Annotated in this window: 3 protein-coding genes and 1 pseudogene; 2 read left to right on the top strand and 2 right to left on the bottom strand. The window is 66.6% G+C overall.

Features of this window, described 5'->3' with window-relative positions; all coding sequences use genetic code 11:
• Positions 1–194 precede the first annotated feature (194 nt).
• Positions 195–935, bottom strand: coding sequence for an ATP-binding cassette domain-containing protein (locus QZY48_RS30795; RefSeq protein ID WP_295437816.1), 741 nt, complete (start codon positions 933–935; stop codon positions 195–197).
• The gene (locus tag QZY48_RS30790; protein WP_295437813.1) at positions 932–1,921 is read right to left on the bottom strand and encodes a zinc ABC transporter substrate-binding protein; all 990 of its coding nucleotides are present in this window, start codon (positions 1,919–1,921) and stop codon (positions 932–934) included. Before QZY48_RS30790 ends, QZY48_RS30795 begins: the two co-directional genes overlap by 4 nt.
• 371 nt (positions 1,922–2,292) lie before the next feature.
• Here QZY48_RS30790 and QZY48_RS30785 point away from each other — a divergent pair.
• Positions 2,293–3,252: pseudogene (locus tag QZY48_RS30785) on the top strand (Rpn family recombination-promoting nuclease/putative transposase).
• Positions 3,253–3,602: 350 nt separating this feature from the next.
• Positions 3,603–4,562: an Rpn family recombination-promoting nuclease/putative transposase gene (locus QZY48_RS30780; protein ID WP_295437810.1), complete on the top strand. Its 960-nt coding sequence runs from the start codon at positions 3,603–3,605 to the stop codon at positions 4,560–4,562.
• Positions 4,563–4,570 lie beyond the last annotated feature (8 nt).

Here is a 4,570-nt window from a genome sequence, read left to right as displayed (position 1 = left end):
CAGGCCGCGACGGGTTGCCGCAAGCGCGCGTGGCCGCACTTAATCAAGCCCCATCGACGCCCTAAGGGCGAACCAAGACTGATTGTCAAGTCGCTGATTTGTCTCCGTTATCTTGGCTGCTGGGGCGCCGCTGCTGGTTGTGGAGTTATTTGCGTCGATTTGCGTTCATTTGCGGCTGATCTTTTCTTTTCGTATTAATGGACGTGCGCCACCGCCCGCACCGCGCCCGGATAGAGCCGCTGGATCAGTTCGCCATCGACCGCGGCCGTGTCGTGTGCAATCAGGGTGCGATTGAGGCAGACCACCCGGTCCACATAGGCGGAGATGAAGGCGATGTCGTGTGAGACCACCAGGATGGTTAGGCGTGTCTTCAGCCGCGCGAGCAGGTCGAAGATGTCGCCTTCCATGCGTTGATCGATGTTCGCCGTCGGTTCGTCCAGGATCAGGATCTGCGGGTCGCTCACCAGGGCGCGCGCCAGCAGGACCCGCTGCAACTGGCCGCCGGAGAGGGTGCCGATCCGCCGGGCAGCAAGGTCCAGGGCCTCGACCTCGGCCAGGGCGAGCCGCGCCGCCGCCCGGTCCGCCGCCCGGTACCAGCCCAATTGTGGGCCCAGTCCGCGGCCGAAACCCAGGCGGCCCATCAGCACCACCTGCTCGACCGAGATGGGAAAATCACGGGCAAAGGTCGGGTACTGGGGCACATAGCCCAGGCGGCCGCGCGCCTCCCGTGGCGGCAAGCCCAGCACGCGGATGCGCCCCGTCTGGGGGGCCAGCAGCCCGAGGATCAGTTTCAGCAGCGTGCTCTTGCCGCCGGCATTGGGTCCGACCAACCCGACGAACTCGCGCGCGGCGATCGTCAGATCGATGTCCGAGAGCACCGGCGCGTCGCCGAATGAAAAGCCCACCCCGCGAAGCTCGATGACCGGCGCGCTCACGGGGTCTGACCCCCGGCGATCACCCCGGTCACCCGCCGCAGGGCCCCGAAATAGTCGGCCGACAGGGGGTCCACCGACTCCACCCGCCCACCGATCGCCGCCGCCACCTGCTGCGCCGCCCGCGGGCTGAACTGGGGCTGGGTCAGCACGGCCCGCACCCCGGCGGCGCGGGCCGCGTCGATCAGGCCGGCCAGGGCGCGCGGACCTGGCTCCTTGCCCTCGAACTCGATGGCCACCTGGGTCAGTCCATAGGTGTCCGCGTAATAGCCCCAGGCCGGGTGAAAGACCAGGAAGCGGCGCACCTGCAAGGGCTTGAGCCGGTCGCGGATCTCGGCATCCAGGGCGTCCAGGTCGGCGGCGAAGCGTGCATCGTTCGCTGCAAAAAGCGCCGCCTGCCCCGGGCGCAGGTCGCTCAGGGCGGCGCGGATCGCGGCCCCCATGGACTTCACCAGCGGCGGACTGGTCCAGACGTGGGTGTCCAGGGCGCCATGGTCGTGTCCGTGCTCGTCATCGTGGTCGCCGTGCCCATCCCCATGGTCAGCGTCACCCTCAGGCCCCGGGGCGGGTTGTACTTGGTCATTGGGCCGCAGCGCCAGGCCGTCGCGGACATCCAGGACCCGCAATCCCGGGTTGGTCGCGCGGATGCGCGGCAGCCAGGCGTCCTCCAGCGGCACGCCCACCCGCACATAGAGCACGGCGCCGGCCAGGTCCGCTACTTGCTTGGGCGTCGGCTCGTAGGTGTGCGGGTTCTGACCGGGCGCAACCATAGACCGCACCCGGACCTGATCGCCGCCGATCCGCTCCACGAAGGTCTGCAACGGCACCACGCTGACGAAGACCGGCAGCGGCTCGGCACCCGGCGCGCCGTCCGCGGCACCGCCCGGGCCGCACCACCAGAGCAGGGCGAGGGCCAGGGCCGGGGCGAGGGCGCGCACCGCGCACCGTGCCCGCGGAGGGCGGAGATTGCAGAGTGGAGCGAGCGACATGGGCAACGTCCGGTCAGGAGTGGGGTTGGATGGAATGATATCTTATAACAGCGTTGACCGGGGCCGCGCTGCACGAAGCCGCGCCGTCGCGTCCGCCGCTGGCCACCTGAGCCAAAGCACCGGCGGCGCTGTTGGAGAAGAGCTACCACGAGACGGTACACATCGGCGGGCCTTACCGTGAAAGTCCCGCAGCGACGCTGTGGGAGCGGCTTCAGCCGCGACGGGGCGTCGCAGCTTACCGCGGCCTCTCGCATCGCGGCTGCAAGCCGCTCCCACGCGGACAGGGATTGGGCTTGACCCCGACCGCGGGGACTAGGTTCTGCCTCGCTGACGCTTGCGCCGCCAAGGCGCCGCGATTAATCTCTGATGCCATGGACGACATCGCCACCCCCCACGACACCTACTTCCGCGAGAGCTTCGGCCGCCGTGAGATCGCCGTGGACTTCCTGCGCCACCACCTGCCGGCCGAACTGCTGGCCGAGATCGACCTCGAAACCCTGGAAATCTCCAAGGATACCTACGTCTCGGCCGATCTGCGCTCGGCTTATTCGGATCTGGTCTATCGCGTTCGCCATCGCGATGGACTCCTGACGATCTACGTCCTGTTCGAGCACAAGAGCAGCCCGGAATACTGGACGCTGCTGTAATTGCTGCGCTACCTCGCGGCGGAGGGCGATGCGTACCGCAAGCAACACCCGAAGGCCCGGCGGCTCCCGCCGATTTATCCCTTGGTGATCTATCACGGCAAGGGACGCTGGCGGGCACCCCGCAACTTCCATGACCTGATCGCCCCCTTGCCGACGGTGCTGGCGCCCTTCGTGCCGCGGTTCACCTACGCGCTACACGACATCTCCGCCCGCACCAACGCCGAGATCAAGGGCGCGGTGCTGACCCGTCTGGTCCAGTTGGCGATGCGCTGGATCTTCAGCAAAGAGCCCCTCGCGCGGTTGGGCAATCTACTGACGCTGATCGAGCAGGTCGAGGACCGGACCACCGCGCTGGAGATCCTGGAATCCCTGCTGCGCTACTATGTCCAAGGCACCGGGCGCGTCGAAGAACGCGACGTCCGCGCCCTGTTGGAACAGAACCCCACGGGAGACCCAATCATGAAAACCTTCATCGACCGCTACATCGAGCAAGGCAAACAGGCGGGCAGACAGGAGGGCCGACAGGAGGGTGGGGCAGCTATCCTGCTGCGGCTGATCGACCGGAAGTTCGGCCCCCCGAGCGAGACGGTGCGCGCACGCATCAGCAGCGCGGACCCCGACACCCTGCTGCGCTGGTCGGACCGCATCCTCACCGCGGACAGTCTGGACGCTGTGCTGCATTGATCTGCACTGGCGACGGCTTGCGCAAGATCTCAACGATATTAGCGCGTTGCGCGATAACCCAGCCCCGGCTTTCTTGAGAATCAGCGACCGCCCGCCCGATTCTTCCAGGCTCCGCTTGGTACTGGAGCGTTTCGGGCAGCAGGCTGGCCGCGCCGCAAGACACTGTTCTCATGAGGTCTCGTGCGTAACTTAGCGCCATTCGAGCCTGGCCCGTTTTCCCGTTTTCCCCTGTTTGGGTCGCCGACCTGCTCAGCGGCTTGGCCCACGAGGACTGGGCCGATCGTGTCTTGGTCGGGCCGCGACTCGCTGACGCTTGCGCCGCCAAGGCGCCGCGTTTAATCTCCGATGCCATGGACGACATCGCCACCCCCCACGACACCTACTTCCGCGAGAGCTTCGGCCGCCGGGAGATCGCCGTCGACTTCCTGCGGCACCACCTGCCGCCTGAATTGCTGGCCGACATCGACCTCGAAACCTTGGAAATCTCCAAGGATACCTATGTCTCGGCCGATCTGCGCTCGGCCTACTCGGATCTGGTCTATCGCGTTCGCCATCGCGATGGACCCCTAACGATCTACGTGCTATTCGAGCACAAGAGCAGCCCCGAGTATTGGACGCTGCTGCAATTGCTGCGCTATCTCGCGGCCGAGGGCGATGCGTACCGCAAGCAACACCCGCAGGCCCGCCGGCTCCCGCCGATCTATCCGCTGGTGATTTACCACGGCAAAGGACGCTGGCGCGCACCCCGCAACTTCCATGACCTGATCGCCCCGCTACCGACGGTGCTGGCACCCTTCGTACCGCGGTTCACCTACGCGCTGCACGACATCTCCGCCCGCACCAACGCCGAGATCAAGGGCGCCGCGCTGACCCGTCTGGTCCAGTTGGCGATGCGCTGGATCTTCAGCAAAGAGCCCCTCGCGCGGTTGGGTGACCTACTGACGCTGATCGAGCAGGTCGAGGACCGGACCACCGCCTTGGAGATCCTGGAATCCCTGCTGCGCTACTATGTCCAAGGCACCGGGCGCGTGGAAGAGCGCGACGTCCGCGCCCTGTTGGAACAGAACCCCACGGGAGACCCCATCATGCAAACTTTCATCGACCGCTACATCGAGCAAGGCAGACGGGAGGGCAGAAAGGAGGGCAGAAAGGAGGGTGAGGCAGCGATCCTGCTGCGTCAGATCGACCGGAAATTCGGTCCCCCGAGCGAGACGGTGCGCGCACGCATCAGCAGCGCGGACCCCGACAGCCTGCTGCGCTGGTCGGACCGCATCCTCACCGCGGACAGTCTGGACGCGGTGCTGCATTGATCTGCACT

The sequence above is a fragment of the uncultured Thiodictyon sp. genome, assembly GCF_903828115.1.
Lineage (GTDB): Bacteria > Pseudomonadota > Gammaproteobacteria > Chromatiales > Chromatiaceae > Thiodictyon.
Note: the sequence above shows the minus strand (reverse complement) of the source record. Positions and strands in the feature narration are given on the sequence as shown.

Bases quoted from the DNA above. Each gene is read 5' to 3' on its own strand.
- QZY48_RS30790 (WP_295437813.1), bottom strand. From the start codon at position 1,921: ATGTCGCTCGCTCCACTCTGCAATCTCCGCCCTCCGCGGGCACGGTGC.
- QZY48_RS30780 (WP_295437810.1), top strand. From the start codon at position 3,603: ATGGACGACATCGCCACCCCCCACGACACCTACTTCCGCGAGAGCTTC.